This window comes from Acinetobacter sp. YH12226 (assembly GCF_013417805.1).
Classification (GTDB): domain Bacteria; phylum Pseudomonadota; class Gammaproteobacteria; order Pseudomonadales; family Moraxellaceae; genus Acinetobacter.
Window position 1 is genome coordinate 78,686 of sequence record NZ_VPDG01000009.1, and the last position, 24,282, is coordinate 102,967.

General features: G+C 42.9%; 26 protein-coding genes and 1 other RNA gene. 20 read left to right on the forward strand and 7 right to left on the reverse strand.

Going from position 1 to position 24,282, the window contains the following annotated elements; genetic code table 11:
• Positions 1–44 precede the first annotated feature (44 nt).
• The 11 genes from pyrH to lpxA all read left to right on the forward strand — a co-directional run bounded on the left by pyrH (position 45) and on the right by lpxA (position 10,964).
• Positions 45–773 carry a UMP kinase gene (pyrH, locus tag FTV08_RS10450; protein WP_004279886.1) on the forward strand — a complete coding sequence of 243 codons (729 nt, stop codon included), beginning with the start codon at positions 45–47 and terminating at the stop codon, positions 771–773.
• A gap of 80 nt (positions 774–853) precedes the next feature.
• The gene (gene frr, locus FTV08_RS10455) at positions 854–1,408 is read left to right on the forward strand and encodes a ribosome recycling factor (protein WP_004279885.1); all 555 of its coding nucleotides are present in this window, start codon (positions 854–856) and stop codon (positions 1,406–1,408) included.
• Between the two features lie 7 nt (positions 1,409–1,415).
• Entirely contained in the window at positions 1,416–2,168 is a 753-nt protein-coding gene (gene uppS, locus FTV08_RS10460; protein WP_004646714.1) for a polyprenyl diphosphate synthase, read from the forward strand.
• Positions 2,169–2,171: 3 nt separating this feature from the next.
• Positions 2,172–2,996, forward strand: coding sequence for a phosphatidate cytidylyltransferase (locus FTV08_RS10465; protein ID WP_004279883.1), 825 nt, complete (start codon positions 2,172–2,174; stop codon positions 2,994–2,996).
• Positions 2,997–4,193 (forward strand): 1-deoxy-D-xylulose-5-phosphate reductoisomerase, encoded by a 1,197-nt coding sequence (gene ispC, locus FTV08_RS10470; RefSeq protein WP_005266614.1) that lies wholly within the window; start codon positions 2,997–2,999, stop codon positions 4,191–4,193.
• A gap of 3 nt (positions 4,194–4,196) precedes the next feature.
• Entirely contained in the window at positions 4,197–5,552 is a 1,356-nt protein-coding gene (gene rseP, locus FTV08_RS10475) for an RIP metalloprotease RseP (RefSeq protein WP_180087270.1), read from the forward strand.
• 39 nt (positions 5,553–5,591) lie between these two features.
• Entirely contained in the window at positions 5,592–8,036 is a 2,445-nt protein-coding gene (gene bamA, locus FTV08_RS10480) for an outer membrane protein assembly factor BamA (protein WP_180087271.1), read from the forward strand.
• An 80-nt stretch (positions 8,037–8,116) separates the two neighbouring features.
• Entirely contained in the window at positions 8,117–8,614 is a 498-nt protein-coding gene (locus FTV08_RS10485) for an OmpH family outer membrane protein (protein ID WP_180087272.1), read from the forward strand.
• 3 nt (positions 8,615–8,617) lie between these two features.
• A complete protein-coding gene (lpxD, locus tag FTV08_RS10490; protein WP_180087273.1) occupies positions 8,618–9,688 on the forward strand; it encodes a UDP-3-O-(3-hydroxymyristoyl)glucosamine N-acyltransferase in 1,071 nt (356 codons plus the stop codon).
• Positions 9,689–9,693: 5 nt separating this feature from the next.
• The gene (gene fabZ / locus FTV08_RS10495) at positions 9,694–10,179 is read left to right on the forward strand and encodes a 3-hydroxyacyl-ACP dehydratase FabZ (protein WP_026055766.1); all 486 of its coding nucleotides are present in this window, start codon (positions 9,694–9,696) and stop codon (positions 10,177–10,179) included.
• Positions 10,176–10,964 carry an acyl-ACP--UDP-N-acetylglucosamine O-acyltransferase gene (lpxA, locus tag FTV08_RS10500; protein ID WP_004279876.1) on the forward strand — a complete coding sequence of 263 codons (789 nt, stop codon included), beginning with the start codon at positions 10,176–10,178 and terminating at the stop codon, positions 10,962–10,964. Before fabZ ends, lpxA begins: the two co-directional genes overlap by 4 nt.
• Positions 10,965–11,024: 60 nt before the next feature.
• On the opposite strand, the gene FTV08_RS10505 is transcribed toward lpxA, so the two are convergent.
• A complete protein-coding gene (locus FTV08_RS10505; protein ID WP_180087274.1) occupies positions 11,025–11,822 on the reverse strand; it encodes a YbgF trimerization domain-containing protein in 798 nt (265 codons plus the stop codon).
• Positions 11,823–12,116: 294 nt separating this feature from the next.
• On the opposite strand from FTV08_RS10505, the gene ffs reads away from it, so the two are divergent.
• Positions 12,117–12,213: signal recognition particle sRNA small type (ffs, locus tag FTV08_RS10510), an RNA gene on the forward strand.
• Between the two features lie 212 nt (positions 12,214–12,425).
• On the opposite strand, the gene FTV08_RS10515 is transcribed toward ffs, so the two are convergent.
• The 4 genes from FTV08_RS10515 to FTV08_RS10530 form a co-directional block, all read right to left on the reverse strand.
• Positions 12,426–13,043, reverse strand: a complete 618-nt coding sequence (locus FTV08_RS10515) for a regulatory protein RecX (RefSeq protein WP_180087275.1) — start codon at positions 13,041–13,043, stop codon at positions 12,426–12,428.
• A 91-nt stretch (positions 13,044–13,134) separates the two neighbouring features.
• Positions 13,135–14,178, reverse strand: a complete 1,044-nt coding sequence (recA, locus tag FTV08_RS10520; RefSeq protein WP_004279873.1) for a recombinase RecA — start codon at positions 14,176–14,178, stop codon at positions 13,135–13,137.
• A gap of 145 nt (positions 14,179–14,323) precedes the next feature.
• On the reverse strand, positions 14,324–14,764 hold the full coding sequence (locus FTV08_RS10525; protein ID WP_004646726.1) for an RNA-binding S4 domain-containing protein: 441 nt from the start codon (positions 14,762–14,764) through the stop codon (positions 14,324–14,326).
• Positions 14,757–15,443 (reverse strand): HAD-IA family hydrolase, encoded by a 687-nt coding sequence (locus FTV08_RS10530; RefSeq protein ID WP_180087276.1) that lies wholly within the window; start codon positions 15,441–15,443, stop codon positions 14,757–14,759. The genes FTV08_RS10525 and FTV08_RS10530 overlap by 8 nt, the downstream gene beginning before the upstream one ends.
• 13 nt (positions 15,444–15,456) lie before the next feature.
• Between FTV08_RS10530 and FTV08_RS10535 the strand changes: the two genes are divergently transcribed.
• From FTV08_RS10535 to FTV08_RS16245, 3 genes are all read left to right on the forward strand, one after another.
• Positions 15,457–16,308, forward strand: a complete 852-nt coding sequence (locus FTV08_RS10535; RefSeq protein ID WP_005246616.1) for a 3'(2'),5'-bisphosphate nucleotidase CysQ — start codon at positions 15,457–15,459, stop codon at positions 16,306–16,308.
• A gap of 62 nt (positions 16,309–16,370) precedes the next feature.
• Positions 16,371–17,111: a histidine phosphatase family protein gene (locus tag FTV08_RS10540; RefSeq protein ID WP_004279869.1), complete on the forward strand. Its 741-nt coding sequence runs from the start codon at positions 16,371–16,373 to the stop codon at positions 17,109–17,111.
• 241 nt (positions 17,112–17,352) lie between these two features.
• Positions 17,353–17,478: a hypothetical protein gene (locus tag FTV08_RS16245; RefSeq protein WP_004729839.1), complete on the forward strand. Its 126-nt coding sequence runs from the start codon at positions 17,353–17,355 to the stop codon at positions 17,476–17,478.
• 136 nt (positions 17,479–17,614) lie between these two features.
• Here the strand turns inward: FTV08_RS16245 and rpsT are convergent, their stop codons facing one another.
• Positions 17,615–17,884: a 30S ribosomal protein S20 gene (gene rpsT / locus FTV08_RS10545; RefSeq protein WP_004279868.1), complete on the reverse strand. Its 270-nt coding sequence runs from the start codon at positions 17,882–17,884 to the stop codon at positions 17,615–17,617.
• Positions 17,885–18,098: 214 nt separating this feature from the next.
• On the opposite strand from rpsT, the gene FTV08_RS10550 reads away from it, so the two are divergent.
• From FTV08_RS10550 to FTV08_RS10570, 5 genes are all read left to right on the forward strand, one after another.
• Positions 18,099–18,764: an NAD(P)H-binding protein gene (locus tag FTV08_RS10550; protein ID WP_004279867.1), complete on the forward strand. Its 666-nt coding sequence runs from the start codon at positions 18,099–18,101 to the stop codon at positions 18,762–18,764.
• A 12-nt stretch (positions 18,765–18,776) separates the two neighbouring features.
• Positions 18,777–19,286 carry a ribonuclease E activity regulator RraA gene (gene rraA, locus FTV08_RS10555; RefSeq protein ID WP_180087277.1) on the forward strand — a complete coding sequence of 170 codons (510 nt, stop codon included), beginning with the start codon at positions 18,777–18,779 and terminating at the stop codon, positions 19,284–19,286.
• Positions 19,287–19,404: 118 nt separating this feature from the next.
• Positions 19,405–20,187 (forward strand): glutathione S-transferase N-terminal domain-containing protein, encoded by a 783-nt coding sequence (locus FTV08_RS10560; protein ID WP_180087278.1) that lies wholly within the window; start codon positions 19,405–19,407, stop codon positions 20,185–20,187.
• A 221-nt stretch (positions 20,188–20,408) separates the two neighbouring features.
• The gene (locus FTV08_RS10565; protein ID WP_180087279.1) at positions 20,409–21,092 is read left to right on the forward strand and encodes a response regulator transcription factor; all 684 of its coding nucleotides are present in this window, start codon (positions 20,409–20,411) and stop codon (positions 21,090–21,092) included.
• Positions 21,092–23,014, forward strand: a complete 1,923-nt coding sequence (locus FTV08_RS10570) for an ATP-binding protein (RefSeq protein WP_180087280.1) — start codon at positions 21,092–21,094, stop codon at positions 23,012–23,014. Before FTV08_RS10565 ends, FTV08_RS10570 begins: the two co-directional genes overlap by 1 nt.
• 85 nt (positions 23,015–23,099) lie before the next feature.
• On the opposite strand, the gene FTV08_RS10575 is transcribed toward FTV08_RS10570, so the two are convergent.
• On the reverse strand, positions 23,100–24,269 hold the full coding sequence (locus tag FTV08_RS10575; RefSeq protein ID WP_004279861.1) for a cupin domain-containing protein: 1,170 nt from the start codon (positions 24,267–24,269) through the stop codon (positions 23,100–23,102).
• Between the last annotated feature and the right edge of the window lie 13 nt (positions 24,270–24,282).

A 24,282-nucleotide genomic window follows, 5' to 3' on the forward strand; every position in this document is an offset into this window, starting at 1 on the left:
TTTTGAATTAAAAAAATTTAAATTGAATACTTTGGAGTTTGATGATGTTGGATTCTAAAAAGCCACGCTTTGGTCGCATCCTGTTAAAGCTTTCTGGTGAGGCGCTGGCAGGCAATAAAGACATGGGGATCGATGCACAAGTGCTCGATCAGATGTCACTTTCTATTGCGCACCTCGTGGGTTTAGGCGTACAAGTAGGTATTGTTGTGGGTGGTGGTAACCTGTATCGCGGTAGCCAGCTACAAAAAGATGGTCTGGTTGGCCGTGTAACTGGCGACCAGATGGGTATGCTGGCAACAGTCATGAACGGTTTGGCACTTCGCGACGCTTTGGTGCGCCGTAATATTAAAACCCGTTTAATGTCTGCATTGCCAATTGGTGCCGTGGTTGAGTCTTACTCAAGCCGTGATGCAATCCGTCACCTGACTCAGGGTGAAGTGTGTGTATTCGTGGCAGGTACAGGTAATCCGTTCTTTACGACAGATACAGCTGCCTGTTTACGTGGTATTGAAATCGAATCAGACTTGATCTTGAAAGCGACCAAAGTTGATGGCGTATATAATAAAGATCCAAGCAAATATGATGATGCGGTTAAATATGACACATTGACTTTTGACCAAGTTCTGGACGAAAAGCTGGGTGTGATGGACTTAACTGCAATCTGTTTATGTCGTGATCACAACGTGCCGCTACAAGTATTCGATATGAATAAATCTGGCGCATTGCTTTCCGTTGTGATGGGTGAAAAAGAAGGGACTCACGTTACCAATTAATGACGTGAGCACCAAAGCACTTTATACTACACGCTAATTTAGTAATAACCTCTTTTCAAGAATTAAGTAAGGAAGATCATATGATTAACGATCTTAAAAAAGACAGCGAAGACCGTATGAACAAAACTCTAGAATCTCTAGAGCATGGTTTTGCAAAAGTTCGTACCGGTCGTGCGCATCCATCAATTTTAAATAACGTGATGGTTTCTTACTATGGTTCAGACGTTCCATTGAACCAGGTGGCAAACGTAGGTGTTGAAGATTCACGTACTTTGTTAATCCAGCCTTTCGAACGTTCAATGGTTTCTGCAATTGATAAAGCGATTCGTGAATCTGATTTGGGTCTAAACCCAATTACAGCAGATGCGATTCGTGTACCGATGGCTGCGTTGACTGAAGAAACGCGTCGTGACATGCAAAAAGTTGCGCGTAATGAAGCAGAAAATGCCAAAGTAGCGATCCGTAACATTCGTCGTGATGTATTGGGCGATATCAAAGCTTTGTTGAAAGAAAAAGAAATTTCTGAAGATGAAGAGCGTCGTGCTGCTGACGAAATCCAGAAAATTACCGACAAATTTGTTGCTGAAGTTGACAAGCGCTTGGCTGCGAAAGAAGCTGAATTGATGAAGGTCTAATTCATCGATGACCGTTGCTGAAGAAAATCCCCGTCTTCCGAAACATGTTGCCATCATCATGGATGGCAACAATCGTTTTGCCAAAAAAAATCAGATGCAGAAAGGTGATGGACACCGTGAAGGAAAAACGGTTCTGGATCCGATTGTTGAACACTGTAAAAAAAGAAATATCCAGGCTTTAACTGTATTTGCCTTTTCCAGTGAAAACTGGAATCGTCCACAGTTTGAAGTTGAATTGCTCATGAAATTGCTGGTTGATACCATTCATGAACAATTGCCCCGCATGGAAAAATTCAATATTGCCTTACGCTTTATCGGTGATCGCAGCCGTTTGTCCCCAGAATTACAGGGACTTATGTTGCATGCCGAAGAAAGGACTGCTAATTTCAATAGTATGACACTCACTATTGCAATCAGTTATGGTGGTATGTGGGATATGGCACAAGCTGCACAGCGAATTGCCAGCGATGTTTTAACAAATAAATTAGATCTTGATGCAATTAATACTGATGTATTTGGTCAATATGTCAGCCTCGGTGATTTACCTGCAGTTGATCTGCTGATTCGTACGGGTGGAGATTTCCGTCTTTCGAATTTCCTGTTGTGGCAGGCAGCCTATGCAGAGCTTTATTTCACTGAGACGCTATGGCCAGAATTTACCGTTGAAGAACTTGATGATGCACTTGCCGTATTTGGTGGGCGTGAACGTCGTTTTGGTAAAACATCAGAACAGATTCATCAGGAAAAACTTGAGAATTAATACATGTTTGAGCGGATTATAACCGCATTGGTGTTGGTAGCAGTTGTACTGAGCTGTATGTTTGCTACCGAATCACATTATCCAATGTTTGTATTGATGGTTCTTGCTGCTGGGGTGGCCGGCTATGAGTGGTTCAAACTCATGCCGCGAAAATTTAAACATGTCATCAAACCTGTTGCTTGGGGATATGGAGTGCTCACTGCGGCACTTTCAGCTTTGGCATTGTATTTTGCCGAAGTTGCCTTATTGTTATGGGTAGCTTCTATAATTACCTGGTTGCTCAGCATTTACTGGGTTAAAACCTATCCTGAATATGATGGCTGGTACAACGCCAGCCTGCACGGAATCGGCGTAGTTCTGATCTCTGCTGCGGTTACTGCAATTTTCTCTGTCTGGCAAAGTTCACCGTGGTGGCTGATGTACCTGTTTTTACTGGTATGGGGCGCAGATAGTGGTGCATATTTTGTGGGTCGTAAATTCGGCAAGAAAAAGTTGGCGCCGAATGTTAGTCCCAACAAATCGGTAGAAGGGTTGTATGGCGGTATCGTTACCTCAATGCTGATTGTAACGGCAGTCGCCTTGCTTTATCTGGATATGACCTGGCCAGAACTAATTTTATTCCTGATTTTATCTGTCGTTACAGTATTTAGTTCGGTACTGGGTGACCTGTTTGAATCCATGATCAAACGTCGTGCCGGTATTAAGGATTCAGGTCGAATTTTGCCAGGACATGGCGGAGTACTGGATCGTATTGATTCTTTGCTTGCTGCAGCTCCAATCTTTGCAGCAGGTATGGCTGTTTTAAAACTTATTGGTGTAGATTTATAAATGTCACAAGCAGTTTGTATACTGGGTGCTACAGGTTCCATTGGTCAAAGTACTTTAAAAATCTTGCAGCGACATCCTGAAGCATACTCGGTTTTTGCTGTGACCGCGCAAAGTCGTATCGAGGAGCTGGTTGAAATTTGCCGGCAATACTGTCCTAAAGTGGTGGTGGTGCCGGCTGAAAAAGTAGATGAACTTTCAAAACTACTTCAGCAACACCATTTATCTGATATTGAAATTCTGCAAGATGAAGCCGGTTTAATCGCTGTGGCTGAACACGCGGATGTTGATATCGTTATGGCGGCAATTGTCGGTGCTGCAGGCTTGTTGCCGACATTGGCTGCAGTGAAAGCGGGTAAACGCGTACTGCTGGCCAATAAAGAAGCCTTGGTGATGTCAGGTGACATCATGATGCAGGCAGCGCGCGATCATGGTGCCTTATTGCTTCCCGTTGACTCCGAACATAACGCGATTTTCCAATGTCTGCCACCGCATTATTTTGAGGCAGAGCGTCATGGCAAGCCCAAACTGGGTGTATCCCAGATTCTGCTGACCGCGTCGGGTGGGCCGTTTCTGAACCACAGCATACAGCAACTTGAAGAGGTCACACCTGCCCAAGCTTGCAAGCATCCTAACTGGTCCATGGGTCAAAAAATTTCAGTCGATTCTGCTACCTTGATGAATAAAGGCTTAGAATTGATCGAAGCCTGTCATTTGTTTGCAGTTCAAGAACAATTTGTTACAGTTGTTGTGCATCCACAGAGTATTATTCACTCCATGGTTCAATACGTTGATGGTTCGACTTTGGCACAAATGGGTAATCCGGATATGGGCACGCCTATTGCACATGCTTTGGCATGGCCTGAGCGTATTAGTACGCATGTGGCGCCACTGGATCTGTTTATGCATTCACAACTTAATTTTCAAGAACCGGATATGCTCCGTTTCCCTGCATTAAAATTGGCCCGTCAGGCCATGCAGAGTGGCGGAATTGCACCGACAATTTTAAATGCGGCCAATGAAATTGCAGTTGCTGCATTTTTAAATCAACAGATCAGATTTACCCAAATTCCTCAGGTAGTTGAGCACGTCCTAAATCAGATGGACAATCAACCCGCACATGATCTGGAGGCTATCTTGCAAGCAGATCAAATGGCGCGAGGTTTATCACAGCAATATGTTGTGAATAAAGGAAGTTAAGATATGAATGCCTTGTTTATGATTGCCGCTGCAATTCTCTTACTCGGTCCCTTAATTGCGATTCATGAGTTCGGTCACTATATTGTGGCGCGTAAACTGGGCGTTAAAGTATTGGTCTATTCCATTGGATTTGGGCCAACATTATTAAAATGGACCTCGAAAAAATCCGGAATTCAGTATCAATTGTCTGCCTTGCCTTTGGGTGGCTATGTCAAGATGCTGGATGAACGCGAAGGTAATGTCTCTGAAGAGGACTTACCCAAAGCCTTCAATCGTCAGCATCCGTGGAAACGAATCGCCATCGTGGCAGCGGGACCATTAATCAACCTGATTTTTGCAGTTCTTCTATTCTGGGTGTTATTTTTACCGGCACAAGAACAGCTCAATACCCGTGTGGGTAAAGTTTTACCAAATACGCCTGCTGCAACCGTACAAATGCAGCCGGGCGACAAAATTGTAGCTGTGGATGGTACTCAGGTGGAAACCTGGGAAAAACTCAGTTATGCCTTGGTGGATCGTGTTGGTGAAACTGGTGTGGTTTCTATTCAGGCAGATCGCGCTGGTGAAAACAAATTGTTCCAGTTGCCGATTCAAAACTATTTAAAAGATCAAAGTCAATCGCCACTAGAAAGCCTGGGTTTCTTGCCTTATCGGCCAGAAATTCCGGCAGTGATCAGCAAACTGAGTGAAGATGGTGCAGCCATCCGTCAAGGTTTGAAAGAAGGCGACAAGATTCTGGCCATTGACGGCGTTCAGATGAAAGACTGGTTTGATGTGGTGCAGGTGGTACAGGCATCTCCAGAAAAATTACTCAAAATGGATGTACTACGCGAAAATCAGGTGGTTCAGCTGGAAGTCATGCCACAAGGTAAACGTGACAATATGGGCAATGTGACTGGTATGCTGGGCGTACAAAGCGATCCGGGTAAACTGAACATTCCTGCAGAATATAAACAGACCATTCATTACTCGCCAGGCGAAGCACTGGTAATGGCATTTGATAAAACAGCACATTTATCTTCGATGATTCTGAACTCGATTGTCAAAATGGTACGCGGTCTGATTGGTCTGGATAATTTATCAGGTCCAATTACCATTGCCAAAGTGGCAGGACAAAGCGCAGAAATGGGCTGGGAAACTTTTATTTCCTTTATGGCGCTAATGAGTGTAAGTTTAGGAATATTAAATCTACTACCCATTCCAATGCTTGATGGCGGACATCTGGTTTACTATTTTGTTGAATTAATTCGTGGTAAACCTGTTTCCGAACAAATACAATTGGTTGGACTAAAAATTGGTATGGTACTGCTCGGCAGTATGATGCTTCTGGCATTATTTAATGATTTTATGCGTTTATAACAACGTAAATGGAATAAATTAACAGCGGAAAAGACTGGCATGCAGCACACACATTTATTTATGCCTCTGGCACTCGTTAGTGCAATGGCAGTAGCACAACAAGTATATGCAGCAGATGAATTCATTGTACAAGATATAAAATTTGATGGATTAGTACGTTTAACTCCTGACAATGTGTATGGCCTAGTGCCAATTAACAGTGGTGATCGGGTCAATGATCCAATCATTGCCAATGCAATTCGTAGCATGTATGCATCAGGCCTGTTTGATGACATTAAAGCCGTTCAGCAGGGCAATACCTTGGTTTTCCAAGTGGTTGAACGCCCGGTTATTTCGAAAATCGAATTGAAAGGCAATAAGCTGATTCCTAAGGAAGCGCTTGAAGAAGGCCTGAAAAAAATGGGTCTGGCTGAAGGCGAAGTGCTGAAAAAATCAGCGCTGCAAACTATTGAAACTGAACTTGAACAGCAATACATGCAGCAAGGTCGTTATGATGCCGATATTACGGTCACCACGACGCCTCGACCAAATAACCGTGTTGAATTGCTGATTGATTTTATTGAAGGTAAAGCGGCTAAAGTTTTCGATATCAATATTATCGGGAATACCGTATTTAAAGAGTCTGATATCAAGCAGGCCTTTGCCGTAAAAGAAAGTGGCTGGAGTTCGGTCATTTCGCGTAATGACCGTTATGCACGTGAAAAGATGGCGGCGAGCCTAGAAGCTTTGCGTGCCATGTATCTGAATCGCGGTTATATCAATTTTAATATTACCAATTCCAGCCTGAACTTGAGTGAAGATAAAAAGAATGTTTTCATCGAAGTTTCTGTGGATGAAGGCGAACAATTTAAATTTGGTCAAACCAAATATTTAGGTGATGCACTTTATAAGACTGAAGAATTACAGGCTTTACAAATTTTCAAAGAAGGCGAAATTTATTCGCAGGAAAAAGTCAACGCGGTTAAGCAGTTATTGCAGCGTAAGTATGGTAATGCAGGTTATTACTATGCAGAAGTCAATATTGTTCCTCAAATTAACAACGAAACCAAACTGGTTGATCTAAATTATTATATTAATCCGGGTCAGCAAGTTACGGTAAGACGTATTAATTTCACTGGCAATACGAAAACTGCAGATGAAGTATTACGTCGTGAAATGCGCCAAATGGAAGGTGCGCTTGCCAGTAATGAAAAAATTGACCTGTCTAAGGTCCGTCTAGAGCGTACCGGTTTCTTTAAAACTGTCGATATCAAACCTGCACGTATTCCGGGTGCACCAGATCAGGTGGACTTGAATGTTGCCGTTGAAGAGCAGCATTCAGGTACTAGTACTTTGGCTGTCGGTTTCTCGCAAAGTGGTGGTGTGACTTTCCAGGCAGGCTTAAGCCAGACCAACTTCTTGGGTACCGGTAATAGTGTTTCAATCGATTTGTCGCGTTCTGAAACTCAAGATTATTATAACTTGAGCGTGATGGACCCGTACTTCACCATTGATGGTGTGCGTCGCGGTTATAACATGTATTACCGTAAAACCAAGCTGGATGATGACTATAACGTCAACAACTATGTGACAGACAGTTTTGGTGGTGGGATTAACTTTGGTTATCCAATTGATGAAAACCAGAGTGTCAGCTTGGGTCTGAATGTTGATCAGACTGAAGTAACCACTGGTAATGGTGTATCCACCTATGTTCGTGACTACCTTTTAGCTAATGATGGTAAATCAATAGGCCAGAGTCCTTATTGTATAGATGATGCTAATCCTTGTACAACAGTGTCAAAACCAGACAGATTTCAAGGCGAGTATTTAACTTATAACTTAAACTTGGGCTGGTCTTATAATACTTTAAACCGTCCAATGTTCCCGACAACGGGCATGTCACATCGTGTGAATGCTGAAATTGCATTGCCAGGCAGTGATGTCGAGTATCAAAAAGTCACTTATGACGCTCAGGCATTTTTCCCATTAGGCAAAGATTTTGTCCTGCGCGGTTATGGTAAGTTGGGTTATGGTAATGACCTGCCATTTTACAAGAATTTCTATGCTGGTGGTTTCGGTTCAGTTCGTGGTTATGAGAACAGTACTCTAGGTCCAAAGTATGACAGTGTCTATGCAGAAAATGCGGGCTTAAGCAACTTTGATCCGGAGGAAGTGGGTGGTAATGCTCTAGTGCAATTTGGTACTGAGCTGGTACTTCCAGTGCCATTTAAAGGGGATTGGGCTCGTCAGGTTCGTCCGGTTCTTTTTGCAGAAGGTGCGCAAGTTTTTGACACAAACTGTGATGTTTCACAATCTGCTGACTTACGTCAATACTGTAAAGACAACTTTGATTTTGATGCCGGCAATATGCGCTATAGCGTGGGTGCAGGTTTCACCTGGATCACCATGATTGGCCCACTATCACTTAGCTATGCTTATCCGTTGAATAAAAAAGACGGTGATGATACTAAAAACATCCAGTTCGAAATTGGACGTACTTTCTAAAATCGTTTTGACCTAGAAACTAAATTTTGCTCATAAAGCCTGCAGGTTTTGTGAGCAAATTTTTTTGAATGAGTAAGAATATGAAAAAAATGATTATGGCAATGAGTCTGGCTTTGTCAAGTGTTGCTCCTTTGACTCAAGCGGCTAGCATGGGGGTAATTGACTTGGAGCGTGTGGTTGAAGGTAGTACATATCTGAAACAACAAAACACGATATTTCAGCAAAAAATTCAGCCACAAACCACCAAGATTGAGCAACTCAGCAAAGAGCTGGAAGCTTTACAGCAACGTGCTCAATCCAATACCAAGCTCAGTGAGACTGAAAAACAGAAAATGTCTGCGCAATATCAGGCTAAGTTGCAAGAATTGAATCAGTTACAACAATCTGTACAGACGAATGTTCAAAGCTCGATTCAGCAGATCCGGGCTGTATTTGATGCACGTATAAAGCAAATTGCTGAACAATTACGTAGAGAAAATAACCTCGATGTGGTTTTAAATAAAAATTCAGCACTTGCTTATGATGCTAAATATGATTTAACTGATAAAATGATTCAAAAGGTTAATGCAATTAAATAATCAATGAATCATCAACAGCTTCAGTTAGCTGATCTCGCTCGCCTGGTTCAAGGCGAGTGCATAGGTCAGACAGATTTGCGTTTGAGCGCTTTGGCCAGTCTTGAACAGGCAACTTCACACGATCTGGCATTTGTGAATGCCGATAAATATGTAGAGCAGGCCAATCAAAGTCAGGCAGGTGCTTTAATTGTCACGACTGAACTAAAACAACAGATAACTTCACATCAAAACTTTATTGTTGTGGCAAATCCCTATCTGGCTTTTGCGATTCTGACGCATGTCTTTGAGAAAAAACATCGCCAGCGTGGCATTGAAAGTACGGCTCAAATTCACCCGTCGGCAATGATCGCGGACGATGCTTATATTGGTCATTATGTGGTGATTGGTGAGCATTGTGTCGTGGGTGCGAATACGATTGTTCAGGCGCATGTGCAGATCGATGATGATGTCGAAATCGGTCAGGACTGTTTTATTGACTCACATGTGACCCTCACCGGCGCAGCAAAAATTGGTAATCGGGTGCGTATTCATGCTAATAGCGTGATTGGCAGCGAAGGGTTTGGTTTTGCACCTTATCAAGGTAAATGGCACCGTATTGCGCAATTAGGTTCTGTACGCATTGAGGATGATGTGCGTATTGGGTCAAATTGTAGCGTAGACCGTGGTGCACTGGATGATACGATTTTGCAACAGGGTGTTATTATTGATAATCTTGTGCAAATCGCGCATAACGTTAAAATTGGTGCACATACCGCGATTGCTGCAAAAACTGCCGTTGCAGGAAGTGTTTCAATTGGCAAAAACTGTATCATTGGTGGTGCCTCTGCGATTTCTGGACACTTGAATATTGCCGATAATGTGACGTTGACCGGAATGTCAATGGTGACAAATAATATTTCTGAAGCTGGAAAATATTCATCCGGGATTGGTCTGTTTGAAAACCAGAAATGGAAACGTACCGTGGTTCGCCTCAGACAATTAGCAGATGTGCCATTGACCCAGGTGATCAAACGACTAGATTATATGCAATCTCAGATTGAGTCCATTGAATCAACATTTAAGTTGCGTAAATAATTATGATGACAGAGTCGAATTTGCCTACATTCACGAAGCCTGAATTGCCAATGAATATTCAAAAGATTCGTGAATATTTGCCCCATCGCTATCCATTTTTATTGGTTGATCGCGTTGTCGAAATTACCGATAATGGCATTGTTGGTTATAAAAACGTCTCAATTAATGAAGAGTTTTTACAGGGCCATTTTCCGAATTATCCAATTATGCCAGGTGTACTAATTGTTGAAGCGCTGGCACAAATCTCTGGAATTCTGGGTTTTGTGATGAATAATGAAGTGCCAAGTGAGGGTTCTTTGTTCCTGTTTGCCGGTGCGGAAAAAGTTAGATTTAAAAAACAGGTGGTTGCAGGTGACCAATTGGTTTTAAAATCTGAATTAGTGATGCAAAAGCGGGGCATTTACAAATATAATTGTATTGCCACTGTAGATGGCGTCGTCGCAACAACCGCGGAAATTATGGTTTCGCATCAAAAAGTCGAGCAGGCATGAGCAATAATCCCCTTATTCATCCAACTGCCATTATTGACCCATCAGCAGTCATTGCTGCTGATGTAGAAATTGGCCCATATTGTATTATCGGGCCAAATGTCACTATTGGTGCGGGTAGCAAACTTCATTCACACGTGGTGGTGGGTGGCTATACGCGTATAGGTGAATATAATGAAATTTTCCAGTTCGCCAGTGTAGGTGAGGTGTGTCAGGATCTTAAGTATGCCGGTGAAGAAACCTGGCTTGAGATTGGCGATCACAACAAGATTCGTGAGCATTGCAGTCTGCATCGTGGCACGGTTCAGGACCAGAGCCTGACCAAGATCGGTAGTCATAACCTGCTCATGGTGAATACGCATATTGCACATGACTGTATGGTCGGAGATTATAATATCTTTGCTAATAACGTCGGTGTGGCTGGACATGTCCATGTCGGGGACTACGTCGTCATTGGCGGAAACTCGGGCATTCATCAGTTCTGTAAGATTGATTCTTATAGCATGATTGGTGGGGCATCACTGATTCTGAAAGATGTACCGGCCTATGTAATGGTTTCAGGTAATCCTGCGCATGCATTTGCTATGAACATTGAAGGTATGCGTCGTAAAGGCTGGTCAAAGACCGTAATCAGCGGTTTACGTGATGCCTTTAAACTGATTTATAAATCAGGTTTAACGACTCAGGAAGCAATCGAGCAGATCCGTACAGGAATTTTGCCTGAAGTGGCTGAGGTACAGCGTTTAATCGATTCTCTTGAACAGTCGAAACGTGGTATTGTGCGCTAAAAGTTTAATATAATAAAAAAGACACCTGAAGGTGTCTTTTTTATTTTGGGAATTTCTATTTTACTTAAGAAATTTAATTTCCTCAGCTTTCGGATAATTCTTCAATAGCTTTGTTTTGTATTGCGAAGCAAGCGTAGCATTCTTTTCAACATCTTTGCTGATGTTATAAAGCTGATACAGGGCAGTGGAGGCTTTCGCAGAATTTGGATAGCGGTCAACGACAATCAGATAATTACGTTTCGCTTCAGCAAATTTTGGTGGGTCAATCGCCAGATTGAATTCCGCTAACCAGAAATAAGCATTGCTGATATAAACGCTATTCGGATTGTTTTTAATAAAGTTTTGCATCGGGGCAATGGCTTTGGCTGCACCGCCATTTTTATAAGCATCTAAAGCCACGGTATAAGCGGCTTTTTCCAGCTCAGCAGGTTGCTGTCCGCTGCTTGCTGTATTGACCTTATTTGCGCTTAGGCTGGGTGCAGTATCCTGTGGGTTTTCCTCCGTTGGATTGTCTTCAGCAGGTTCAATTTTTTGCTGCAACAGTTCAAGACGCTGATCGAGATCGGCATAACGATTAGTCAGTTCATTTTTGAGCCGTTCAATCTCATTTTCCTGTTCTTCCATTTTACCGCGCAAAATCCGCAGGTCATTCTCGAGCTGCTGGTTCTTTTGCATGATTTGCCAGCTGGTATTGGTTTGAACTGCTGGAGTTGCACCAGCCGCAATTGCCGCTGGGGTATTTACTGTGGTTTGATTTGTAGCTTGGCTCAAGCCGCGCGATTCAATCGGAATATTGGCAAATAGAGGTGTGGTAAAGAGTGCTGTCACTACACACAATACGGTCTTTTTAAACATCATAAAATTTCCATAATTCTTTGTGAGATGCGGATCCGCTGCTCATCTTTTCAAAGTAGATCATTCATATACATTGCACACATTAAAAACGGCATTTTTAGAAAATGCAACAAGGTTTTACAAAGATCATGTGAATCTGAGTGTTGATGGATTGATTGTGAAGATCCCTTAAAAATCAGCAGAAATATCAATATTGTTTTTAAAATAATCAAACGGATAGCTTGAGGGATTATTTTGCGGAACAAGGCTTGCAACTTGATTAAAAATCTCTATACTCTGTTTTTGTAATGGTAGCCCTGCTGGTTACTTCGCAATTGTACTCTATGAACCCCGCCAGGACCGGAAGGTAGCAACGGTAATAGAACTATGATGTGCCGGAGCTTTGCTGGTAGGGTTGCCACCATATTCTTATTATAATAACAATGCGAATTCGCAGTTTTCTATTCTCAAATATCATTCCTTTTTCAATGTCATCAAACAGCACTATCTTATTATTTTAATGATTCAGATCATTATTATTTTATGTCGTACTTTATTTTGCAGCTAATATTGGATAAATAACCAATATACTTATACGTGCATTAAGACTTTCAAAGAAGATAAGAATTAATCTTCTGCTTTACGGTTAATCGCCTTGATAATCGCATCCATTTCAAAACCACGATACATTAGAAAACGGATCTGTTTGGCTTTGAGCTTCAGGTCTTCAGTGACCTCAGTCCCATATTTTTTGACTTTTAGTTCATAGGCTTGTTGAACCCAGTCGGTTTCTTTGAGTTCTTCTGAAATCAGAGCAGTATCAATCTTTTTGCTCTTGAGTTTCATTTTAATTTGATTGGGACCTTTGCCTTTACGCTTTTGACTCGACAACATGGTTTCCGCCACACGCTGATCACTTTGATAGTTCTCACGGGACAACTCTTCCACTAAGGTAATGACTTCATCACGATGCTCTGCATAAAGGCTTAATTTCTCGATCAGTTCGGCTTTGGAATATTCCTTGCGCGTCAGTACGGCAAAGGCATAAGAACGTAAGCGTGAGCCTGTCAGTCCCGGGTTCTTCTCATCCTGAGTTGGGGTAGAGGAAAACAAACGTTCTTCAGGATTAAATTCAGGAGCGTCTTGGATCGCACTTTTTGCAGGTTGAGCTTGATCTTCAGTATCACCAAATTGCTGTTTTAAAGTTTCATAATCGAGCAGTTTGCTGAATTTCGCGTCTGACATGATTCTCTCGGATTTTAGATTCCCTATATAATAACAAAACGCCCCGGAGGGCGCTGTGTATTGACGTTTAAAGATGATGCATCTAATAAGATCATGCATCTAAAAAGTCAGGTTCTTCCTTGCTATCGTCTTCTTCAACAACCACTGCTTTAGTCAGAAGCTGGTCACGAATCAGTTTTTCAATCGTCTGAGCCATTTCTTTATGCTCTTCCAGATAACGGATGGTGTTGTTCTTACCCTGGCCAATTTTGTCGCCTTGATAAGAATACCACGCACCAGCTTTCTGCACGATTTCTTGCTGTACAGCAAGGTCGATCAATTCACCTAGATGGTTAACACCTTTGCCATAAAGAATCTGGAATAAAGCTTCTTTAAACGGAGGCGCCATTTTGTTTTTCACGACTTTGACTTTGGTTTCAGAACCAACAATCTCGTCACCTTCTTTCACTTGGCCAATACGACGGATGTCCAAGCGAACAGAGGCATAGAATTTCAGTGCATTACCACCGGTTGTGGTTTCCGGGCTACCAAACATGACGCCAATCTTCATACGAATCTGGTTAATGAAGATCACCATACAGTTTGAGCGTTTGGCATTACCGGTAATTTTACGCAGTGCCTGGCTCATCAAACGGGCTTGCAGACCCATATGCGAGTCACCCATTTCGCCTTCAATTTCGGCACGTGGTGTCAATGCAGCAACAGAATCGACAACGATCATGTCGATCGCGCCAGAACGTACCAGCATGTCTGCAATTTCAAGTGCCTGTTCACCGTGATCCGGTTGCGATACCAGCAGATTGTCGATATCTACGCCAAGTTTGCGCGCATATTGAGGATCAAGTGCGTGTTCCGCATCGATAAATGCACACGTACCGCCTGCTTTCTGACACTCTGCAATTGCTTGCAATGTCATTGTGGTTTTACCTGAAGATTCAGGACCATAGATCTCGACGATACGACCTTTTGGTAAACCACCAATACCGAGCGCGATATCCAGCGTTAAAGAACCTGTAGACACGGCTTCAACTGCCTGAACGGTATTGTCACCAAGACGCATTACTGTATTTTTACCAAACTGTTTTTCAATCTGGCTTAAGGCAGCGTTGAGCGCCTTGTTTTTATTCTCATCCATCTTACAACCTCAATACGATGTCACTAAGTTAGTACTCAAGTGGATGTCTTAAATTAGAGCTTTGTTCCACAGGTGTATAGTGACAGAATTTTCCCTAGTGTTCTATAAAAGTCAGCGCATGTACGACATATTCTGACGCTTAAATTTAATCGTCATTATAGGACCATGACTGATCGAAATTCTGACTATTTTCATTTTTAAATCTACTGATGTCACGACGATCCTTCTTGCTTGGACGATGGTCGGGACGAGCTAGATTATGCAACTTTCTTTGTGATGTAATCAATTCCCGGCGTGCAATACTGACTTCGGTTTCTTCATACAGTTTTTGTGCCACGGGTGCAGGTCCACGAACATCAGAAAGTTCCTTAACCAGCACGGTTTTTTTGTCGATGCCTTGCTGAATCGTCAGTTCCATACCAACACGGACTTCGCGCGATACCTTGACACGTTCACCATTGTGATGGACTTTGCCACCTTCAATCGCATGTTTGGCAATCGAGCGGGTTTTAAAAAACCGTGCTGCCCACAGCCATTTGTCTATACGCATGCCTACCGCATCTTCGGGTAAAGACGATTTACGCATATTTTTTTTCTACCTCAGCCTGATTTAAATGAGTGATTAAATCTGTTAATTGGTGCAGCATCGGGTAATTACAAGTCTGGCGTGCTACTTTGGCTGAAGAGGGTTGCTGGATGCTGAACAGGTTCTGAATGCCATAGGCTTTGGCACCATTCAGAACTTTTTCGGTATCATCAATAAAATAAGCATGTGCAGGGTCAAATGGATGCAGTTCATTCAGGCCTTGCCAGAATTCGATAAATTCTTTGGCATGTCCGATCGTTTCTGAGCTGACGATAACATCGAAATAATCTCTTAAATTTAAATGATCCAGCTTAAATGCTAGACCCGCACAGTCAGCATTGGTGGCCAGCCAGATTGGATAGCCATTATTTTTGAGATAATCGAGTAATTCAAGACAATGGGGGCGTAAGGCGACTTTATCTTTATGTTCAATTTGCATCGCCAGAACATCGACTTCGACTTTAGCCGTCCAGAAGCGTGAAGAGTACCAGTTTAAGGTATGATTATGTTCCTGATAGAATGCATAGAGTGTCGCTTGGCTGTGTTCCAGGCTACAGCCATGTGTGGCAGCATAACGCACAGGCAATAACTCGTTCCAGATGAAATCATCATAGGCAAGATCAAGTAAAGTGCCATCCATATCGAAAATTATGGTAGGTTTTTCAGAGCATTTTGACATATTTAGGTTTTCTATGTTTAAAGCAACAGCAGCACCACAAGATCCAATGATTTTGCAGTTTGTGCCCATTTTGACACAAGCCTGTGAAATTTTGCGAGAAGAATATCAGCGTTATTGTTCTGGTGCGGCTTTTGATGTCATCAAAAAAAATGATAATTCTCCGGTGACTCAGGCAGATTTTCGGGTCAATACTTATCTGACCCAGGCTTTGGCAGAGATTTCCAGCTTGCCTTTACTGTCTGAAGAAGGACAGGAACATGAACGCCGCTCATGGTCAGAATTCTGGTTACTGGATCCGCTAGATGGTACCAAGGAATTTCTGCACCAGCGCCCCGAATTTACCATTAATTTGAGTCTGGTCAGAGGCAGTTTGACCACTTTTGCCATATTGGCGGTTCCGGAGCAGCAACTGATTTATTTCTGTCCTGAGCAGGGCTTGCCTTATAAATATGATATCCAAAAGATGACATGGTTTGCTTATGAAATGCTTGAAACTACTAAAATGATTGCTGTGGGATTGAGCCAAAGTAGCCAGCAGAAACCGAAATATACCGAGTATTTGCAAAGTCTGGCTAAGCTCACTGACTACACCGAATTTAAAGCGGGCAGCGCTTATAAATTTTGCATGATGCTGGAAGATCAGGTAGACATCTATCCACGTTTTCATCCGACCTCGGAATGGGATACCAGCGCTGGTCAATGTATGCTCGAACGGATTGGTGGTGGTCTGGTTGATTTAGAAGGCCGTCCATTTATTTATAATCATCGTGATACCTTGCTGAACGGTGGATTCATTGCTTATAAAAATAATGATATGAAAATTATTGCATTGCAGGCAGTGTCTGACATGCAGGCCGAGCATTGAGCAAAATTCTGAGCGTGTTATAGTGGTACTTAACCTATTACCAATCCAGAGTTGGCTGTAACGTGTCCCTGAAACTGCTTCCACCGAGTATGTTGAGTGCAATTGATTTATTGCCTGATGTACAAACGCCTGTCACCTTATTCACACGGCATTCGATTCGTGAGGAGGTTCCGGGTCAAGGTTTGGCAGGCTATGATCTGCAACTGACCAATCAGGGGCGGGATCTGGCGCAAGAGTGGGGGGCTTATCTGGCTGATCAAACCGATCGCGTGATTCATCACTGTATTTCGAGTCCGATTCAGCGTTGTATTGATACCGCTGCATTGATGATTGAAGGGGCAGATGCGGTTACCCCTGAGCAGAATACCCATCGTATTGAAATTATTGAACAGGGACTTCTGGTGGAGCCTGGTAGCTTTGTACTGGATATTCAAAAAGCTGGACCTTATTTCGCCAAGCAGGGTGCGCTCGGTTTCATTAACAGTTTTGTCAATAATGCCTTGCCGGGGATGAAACAGCCGATTCATGGTGTGGTGGATGTACTGGAACTGATTTACAACACCCATCCGCAAAATAAATATGGGCTGAGTTTGGCTGTCAGCCACGATACTATTCTCGCAGCCATGATTGCAGTGATGTCAGGGCGTCAGGACGTCAGTCGGGAAGACTGGCCAAAAATGATGGAAGGTCTGTTTGTCTGGTTTGAAGGTGATGTGTTTTTGGAGTCCAAACTGAAATGGATCTGGCGCGGACAGGTACACGAACTGGATATTGCTGATTTTAAACGTTCTCAACTTTCTTAAATCAAATTGATCTATTTAAAACTCAATTGTTCGCAGCAATTGAGTTTTTTTTATCGGGGAGGTAGAAATTATGAAGATCGTATGGCGTTTCATATTGATCATTCAATAAAAGTCAGGCTAAAACAATAAAAATAAATTCTAAACTGCATCTTTTACATTTATAGGGCGAAAATTCAATAATGTAAGTATAAAAATTATCTATGCTTAATAAATATAGAAATATTCATCTTGAGGAAAAACCATGAAAATTATCACAATTTTTAGCCTGATCGCGATTCTGGGTTTAACCGCATGTCAAAAGCGGGACACTGACAATACGAAACAGGATAAAACCACTTCGCCATCTTCTATGGATAAAGATCAATAATCTAAAAAGGGGGGGCGAATCAGTTTTTTATCTCATCGTATCGGCTAGATGAGGGGCATCTAAACGGATTGTTTTTCTGATTTCTTGAAATTTCAGGCACAAAAAAAGCCCTAAAAAGGGCTTTTTTCATTTGCGATTAGTTAGAAGCTAGTGCTTTAACTTGCGCGTTCAAGCGGCTCTTATGACGAGCTGCTTTGTTTTTATGGATGATGCCTTTGTCAGCCATACGGTCGATTACTGGAACAAGCGATTTGTACGCTTCAGTAGCAACAGCATAGTCATTAGTGCTGATAGCAGCTAATGTACGTTTAAGATAGGTACGAACCATAGAACGCAAGCTTGCGTTGTGTTTGCGTGCTTTAACGTTTTGACGAGCACGTTTTTTAGCTTGAGCAGAGTTTGCCACTCGTGCACTCCTTGAAATAGATTGGTCTGGGCGGGCTGAAACTCAACTGAAAACCAACATCAGAGGAATTATCACCAGCCCGTAAACAAGTGCCATATTTTGATTAAACTAAGCACCGAAGTCAAGTCTTGACATGCTTTGACAACATTTTAGATGCAGAAAAATTCTAAAGAAAACGTTAGATTAGTATTCCACCTAGGAGATCGTATAAAAAATGACTAAATCACTGACTCATCCCATCGTGATAGGTGCCACCGGCTTGGTGGGAAAACAACTGATAAAACGTTTGCAAGATGAGCCGACTTGCCAGCAGATTACTGCAGTGGTCAGAAAACATCAAAATGATCTGGATGCTTTGGATAAAGTTCAACAACTGGTACTGGAAGATTTCCTGATGTTGAATGATCAGGATGTCAGCAAGCATAGCCATGGTTTTAGCTGCCTGGGCAGCACCATGAAAAAAGCCGGATCCAAACAGGCATTTTATAGTATTGACTATACCATAAATGCTCACTTTGCAGAGCTGTTACAACAAACTTCAGCGCATTACCTGTTGCTGAGTGCAATGGGTGCCGATCCACAATCTCATTTTTACTATAATCGGGTCAAAGGTGAGCTGGAAGAATATGTACAAACATTGACTCTGGACAGAATCAGCCTGATTCGACCTTCATTGCTCATTGGTGAACGTCCAGAGCAGCGTTTTTTGGAAGATATCGCGCAGCAGGTTTACCACAAAGTATCGCGTTTTATTCCGGATAGTTTTGCGTATAAGCCAGTGACAGCCGAGCAGGTGGCTCATACTATGGTCGAGGCCGCGCTAACTCAGACGGTAAAATTTGAAATTTATGATAATTTACGCATACAAAAAATGAAATGAGGGGAAAACACCGTGTCTACAGCAGCATTTGTTACCTGTGACTTGTTAGATGATCATCCAGAATTAGAGCTTCAGGTGGTGACACCTTGCCTGGATGGTAAATTTTTTAAGAGTTATGGGGCGCGCAAAACCTTTGGCGGTCAGATTGTGACAGTAAAATGTTTTGAAGATAACTCACGTGTGAAAGAGTTGTTGGCCACAGATGGAACCGGCAAGGTGCTGGTGGTGGATGGTGGTGCCTCAATGCGCTGTGCCTTGATGGGTGACCTGATAGCAGAATCAGCGGTAAAAAATCACTGGAATGGCGTCATTATTTACGGTTGTGTCCGTGATGTGGATGCGATTGCTGAACTTGATCTGGGAGTGCATGCATTGGCGGCTATTCCACAGAAGAGCAACCGTAAAGGCGTGGGTGAGGTCGATATCGCTCTCTGTTTTGGTGGGGTCACATTTAACTCTGGCGATTATGTCTATGCGGACAATAATGGTATTGTGGTGTCCAAAACAGCCTTAGTGGCTTAATCGGCCAGAATCTGCATTTCTGCATGAAAGAATAACAACAAAACTGATTTATACCCGAAAAGACAGAATGCTTACATTCTGTCTTTCAGTTTAATAAAACAAAAAACAGGAAAATAGTATGTTGGGTCATCAAATTAAAGTTGTACAAGCTTTGGCCTCTTCAATCGCTGAAGGTGGACGTGGGATGGTGGGTACACCGTTTCCAAATCAGCCTGAAAAAGCCTTGAAGCTCTATGAATTTGAAGGTTCACCTTTTTGTCGTCGAGTGCGTGAAGTGCTGACCTTACTCAATCTGGATTATGAAGTCTATCCGTGCCCTAAGGGTGGTACGAAATATCGTCCGGCCGTAAAACAGTTGGGCGGCAAGACCCGCTTTCCATTTTTGGTGGATGAAAATACAGGCGATCAGATGTATGAATCGCAGGAGATCATCCATCATCTATTCAAGCATTATGGCAAAATTGGCAAAACGCCAAAAAAATATGCAACTTATCCGAAAATTCCAGTTGCTGCTTTTGCCGGAACGATTATTAATGGCGCACGCGGAGTCTGGATCAATAAACAGGTGCTTGATCGTCCGGCACCGGAACAGCTATTGGAATTATGGGGTTTTGAAGCCAGTCCTTTTGTCCGGGTGGTACGTGGTATTCTCTCAGAGCTTGAAATTCCCTTTGTTTTTCATAATGTGGCCAAAGAACGTTGGCAGGATTATGGGCCAGCCAAGTTACGTTTAAAGCCGGGGAAATATGAACCGCTTGCGGGTGGCAAGCGTGAACAGTTGTTTGAAATGATGGGAAATACGATTCAGCTGCCTTATCTGGTCGATCCAAATACAGGGGTAAGCATGTTTGAATCAGCGGAGATTGTGAAATATTTAAAACAGCAATACGGTACTGCTTAAAGTAGGAAGCTTGTATAACTTCAAATATTTTCTATCTAGAACTGCCATCTTATCAACAGATGGCATTTTTTATCTGTGTTTAGTGTGAGAGATATTATGTGTCTCTAATGCGCATAAAACCAAATCTTATAAATAAATGAAAAAAATCATGATTTTTAGAGCTTTTTTGTTTATATTTTAATCTTCAATGGGGCATAACAATAAATATAAGGGGCGTGCTTATGACAGCACCAGAAGCAGTCTTGCCAGTACCTGTATTAATCGTTGAAGATGAATATGTCATTCAGCGCCGTTTAAAAATTATATTAACCAATCTAGGTTATAACGAAGACGTTCTGCTATTTGCCAACACGGTTAAAGAAGCATATTCCATAGTTCAGCAACAGCCGATTGCACTGGCCTTAGTAGATTTGGGGTTGCCAGATGGAAGTGGGATTTCAATTATTGAAAAAATCCGCGAACAGGACGCACAAGCGTTGATTCTGGTGGTGTCTGCCTGGAGTACCCAAGATAGCCTGTTTAGGGCAATTCAGGCCGGTGCGACCGGTTATGTGCTGAAAGAACGGGATGATGTTGAAGTCGCCTTGGCTATTCGCAGTATTTTGCGTGGCGGTGCACCGATTGATCCCTTTGTTGCCCGTGAAATTTTAAAACAGATTTCTATTCCCATCATTTCAGGAACAGTAGAACAGAACAGGCCAGCTGCGGATCAGGAAACGCTCACACAGCGGGAGCAGGAAATCCTGTCCTTGGTTGCGCAAGGTCTGAGTAATCGTGAAATTGCCGAGCAGCTCTGTGTATCACGCTATACCGTCGAAAGTCATATCAAGCATATTTACCGCAAACTCTCGGTCAGTAAACGTACCAAGGCGGTCAGTACCGCACGGCATCTGGGAATTCTGTAATGTCATCTGCCTGTTCCAGAAGCAGCAAACGGCAGCGACTGAAATGGATCGGTGTTTTTGTCCTGTGCATCTGGCTCTGTCTGTTCTGTAGGATGAGTCAGGCACAAAGCCATTTTCAGATTAATGATCTTTGTCAGGTGAAGATCGAATATATTCAGAAGGTTCAGGCTCAGGGTCCTACCGAGATGCCGACATCAGGCTGGCAAAGCGTACGTTTGCCGGATAACTGGCAGAATAACTGGAAGAATTATCATGGGGGTGCCTGGTACAAGATTGTCTGGCGTTGGTCATGTCAGGACAACATCCGCCTTGCAGAACCGGTTGCCTTTTCTATTGATTATATTAATTCGGCAGGTGCCGTGTTCCTGAATGGTGACTTGCTTTGGTCTGACCGGAACTTGCAAGAGCCCTTGTCGAAAAGCTGGAATATGCCGCGTTACTGGGTTTTCCCGATTAGCGGTTTGCGTAAAGACAGTAATGAAATCCTGATTTATGTAAATGGCTACAGTTTCCAAAGCGCGGGCCTGGGCAATATTCAGTTTAATAATGTGTTGGTGAATAGCCAGCAGTATTTGGAAAAAATCTGGGATCGCCGTACCGTATTCCAGATCAATATGATTTTCTCTGCCACGATTGGGCTGATCTGTTTCATTATCTGGTTATTCCGGCGTTCAGAAACCACTTTTGGCTGGCTGGCACTCAGTTCACTGTTGTGGATTCTGTTTATTTCCAATGTCTTGACTACAGAAAATTTTCCATTTCGCTCCACGATTTCGGCAGCTAAAGCCAATATGCTTTTTTTCATTGCCTATATCCATTGTTTTTGTCTATATCTGATCCGCTTTGTAAAACAGAAATTTAAGCAGTTGGAGCGAGGATTTATTCTGGTCAGCATTCTGTCCAGCCTACTGGTGATGATCAGTCCTTTGGATTATTTGGAGCAGGTACTGGGTGGAGTGTTTATCATCTATGTATTGCTCTTTGTCAGTTGTACTGTGTATATCAGCTATCAGGCCATCAAAACCCGAAATGGAGAATATCTCTTCCTGACGTTATGTCTTTGGGGGATTTTGCTGTGTGTAGTTATCGACCTGATCATGTTGAACCAAACCAAGGTCAATGAATTTTCACCTTTATCTCCCTATACCTCACCGATTATTACCTTGTTTGTGGTGCTCATTATGGGTACACGCTTGAATCGTAATGTCAGGAAAATCGAAAAATTTAATAGCCAGTTAGAACGTAAAGTCCAGCAGGTCAGTGCCGACCTGAATAAAAGCCTGAGCGATAAACATCAATTGGAGCTGACCAATGTTCGTCTGCAAGAGCGGATTAATCTGTCACATGAACTGCATGACGGGTTGGGAGGGTCTATTGTCCGTTCCATGATTCTGGTGGATCAAAGTAGCGAAACAGTTTCTAAACAGCAGTTTCTTTCCATGCTGAAACTGCTCAGAGATGATCTCAGACAAATCATTGACAGTGGTTCATCTATTGAAAATAAAGTCCCACAAACGCCGGTACTCTGGATCGCACCGGTACGTTATCGTTTTACCCAGCTGATGGAAGAAATGGGGATTGTAGTTGAATGGTCATTTCCAAAAGTCTGGCAGCGTGAACCGACGGCATTACAGTGTTTGACCTTGATCCGAGTAGTCGAAGAAAGTCTGACCAATATCATTAAGCATAGTCAGGCCAGTCAGGTAAAAGTCAGTCTGGAATATTCCCAGCCACATCAGCTTACTTTAAGCATTCAGGATAATGGCATCGGTTTCGATGCTGACATGGTGCAAAAAAATGGTCTGAGTATTGGAATGCGCAGCATGAAAATGCGGGTTGAGCGCATGGGAGGATTGTTCCAGATTGAATCTGAACAAGGAGATACGCTGATTCGTGTTGTATTAGAGCTGTATCAGCCTTAATTAGTTAGAATTCTAGACTCTAAAAATAAAAAAGAGGATCATGTGATCCTCTTAAAATTATTGCCTAAATAGAACCGTGGAAAGATTACTCGTCTTCTGGCGGTGGAACCAGCATCAACACGGCTTCATTTAATAATGCAGCAACATCTTCCAGAATTTCTTCATCAGCGAAGTCTTCACCGAATAACAGCGCTTCACCATCTGCAAGCTGTTTGAGTTTTGCGGTAAATGTCTCAGAGATGCACACACCCTCACCATTTGCCCAGAACAGAACGTCGCCGTCCGTTTCAGTATAAAGCAGGCGTGACGCAGGTTCGAGCATCAGGCTATAGCCCTGATCGAGTGCTTCTTCCAGATCACCTGTACCGATTTCTTCTGCTTCAGGCAGGTTTTCAGGATATTTAGGTTCGGACATCAAGCTCATGATGGCATCTTCGAGAACATTGGAATTATGCAGTTGCTGCATGATGTGTTCTTTCAGATATTCCAGCTCATTGCTGCTCACTTCACCGATAGCACCGACTTGATCACGGATGATATCCAGCAATGGGTTACGCAGCGTTTCATTTTCAGAGAATTTATCCCCGACACGATCCATCATGTCACTGATATTTGGCATGCGGAAACCGAATGAATAAGTCAGGCAGTCATCTTCAGCCACGCCGTAATGAGCCAGACCAGGCGGCACATAGAGCAAGTCGCCAGGTGCCAGCACTTCATCAAAGTTCACTTCTATTTCAGGCAATAATTTAAGCGGTTGACCCGGAACAAATGGAGTTTCGGTATCACACATTTGCCCAAGCTGCCAGCGACGATGGCCATAGCCTTGTACCAGAAACACATCATAGAAATCGAAATGCTTGCCGACTGAACCGCCTTGCGGTGCATAAGACACCATGATGTCATCGCGACGCCATTGTGGAATAAATGGGAATTTTTTCCAAAGTGCCGACAGGTCAAATGAATAGTGATCTACAGCCTGAACCAAAAGCGTCCAGAGCTTGGGCATTTTCTGGAAATCTGCTTTGAGCAAAGGTGAGGATTTTACGCTCCATTGATTCGGATCACGATCTTTCTGCTTGATGAGACGGGCAGTGACATGTTCTTCAAGCGCAAGTTCCATCACATCATTGGGTTCAAGCAAACTGGCGATTTCAGGCATTGCATTACGCACCAGTAAAGGTTTCTTTTGCCAGTATTCGCTAAGGAATTGTTCAGCGGTAATACCGCCTAGTACGTCTAAAGGTTGAGACATAGAGTAAAGCCTG